The organism is Micromonospora sp. ATLC16, from assembly GCF_057196645.1.
Window position 1 is genome coordinate 1 of record NZ_JBXUOW010000164.1, and the last position, 1125, is coordinate 1125.

Here is a 1125-nt window from a genome sequence, read left to right on the forward strand (position 1 = left end):
GGGCCGCCCACGGTGGCCGGGCGCTGGTCGCGGCTGCCGGCGCGGGACACCGACCCGACCCGCCGCGCCGCCGCGCTCGCCGATGTCCTGCTCGAACGACACGGTGTGCTGACCCGGGGCGCGGTCGTGGCCGAGCAGGTGGTGGGGGGTTTCGCCGCTGTCTATCCGGTGCTGTCCGCGCTCGAGGAGCGCGGCGCGGCGCGGCGGGGCTACTTCGTCGACGGGCTGGGCGCGGCGCAGTTCGCGGTGCCCGGCGCAGTGGACCGGATCCGCGCCGGCGTCGATCCGCTCGACGGCGGCCGGCGGGGCGGGGCCACGGTGGTGCTGGCGGCCACCGACCCGGCGAACCCGTACGGCGCGGCACTGCCCTGGCCCGAGCGTGCCGTCGACTCCGGTGACGCGACGTCACCGGCGGCCACCGGGCACCGGGCGGGTCGCAAGGCCGGGGCGCTTGTCGTGCTGGTCGAGGGCGAGTTGGCGCTCTACGTGGAGCGGGGTGGGCGGACGCTGCTCTCCTTTTCCGACGACGTCGACGCGCTGGGCGCGGCCGGCAAGGCCCTGGCCGACGCCGTCCACTCCGGCGCGCTGGGTCCGATCTCGGTGGAACGCGCCGACGGCGAGTCCGTACGCTCGTCGCCGCTGCGCGATGCCCTGACCGCCGCCGGCTTCCGCACCACCCCGCGCGGCCTCCGGCTGCGTGCCTGAAGCGACAGCAGCAGGACGATGGAGGCGAGGCGGGTCCTGGCCGACGCCGGCAAGGTCGAGGGGGAGGCCCGCGCTTCAGCGGAGTTCGTCGAGGACCTTCTCGTAGCGGGTGCGGTCGGCGGCCGGGGTCGGTGCCTCAAGGTAGTTGAGCACCACGGTGCCGCTGCGGTAGGCGGCCCCGCTCCACCGCTCGGCCAGGTCACCGGCGCTGCTCTCGTCCGGAAAGACGTAGACGGTCACGTTGTCGGTCACGACCAGTTCCGAGCAGCCCAACCCCATCCCGTCTGGTCCACAGTCGATGGACCGGTCCCGGACGTTGGCCGCCTTGAGCCCGGCCGCCCGGAACGCCGCCACGACCTCCCGGCCGGTCGGCTCGCCGGCCTGGCGCGGTGGTAGCTCGACCGGCGGCGGGCTCGGCGG

2 protein-coding genes are annotated in these 1125 nt (G+C 75.9%); one reads left to right on the top strand and one right to left on the bottom strand.

The features are described from left to right. Window positions 1–705: Lhr family helicase (locus AC2CHE_RS26865; protein ID WP_484507612.1), on the top strand; the 705-nt coding region annotated here is incomplete at its 5' end. A 75-nt stretch (window positions 706–780) separates the two neighbouring features. Here the strand turns inward: AC2CHE_RS26865 and AC2CHE_RS26870 are convergent. Beyond that, a partial coding sequence (locus AC2CHE_RS26870; protein WP_484507613.1) for a hypothetical protein occupies window positions 781–1125 on the bottom strand: 345 nt, incomplete at its 5' end.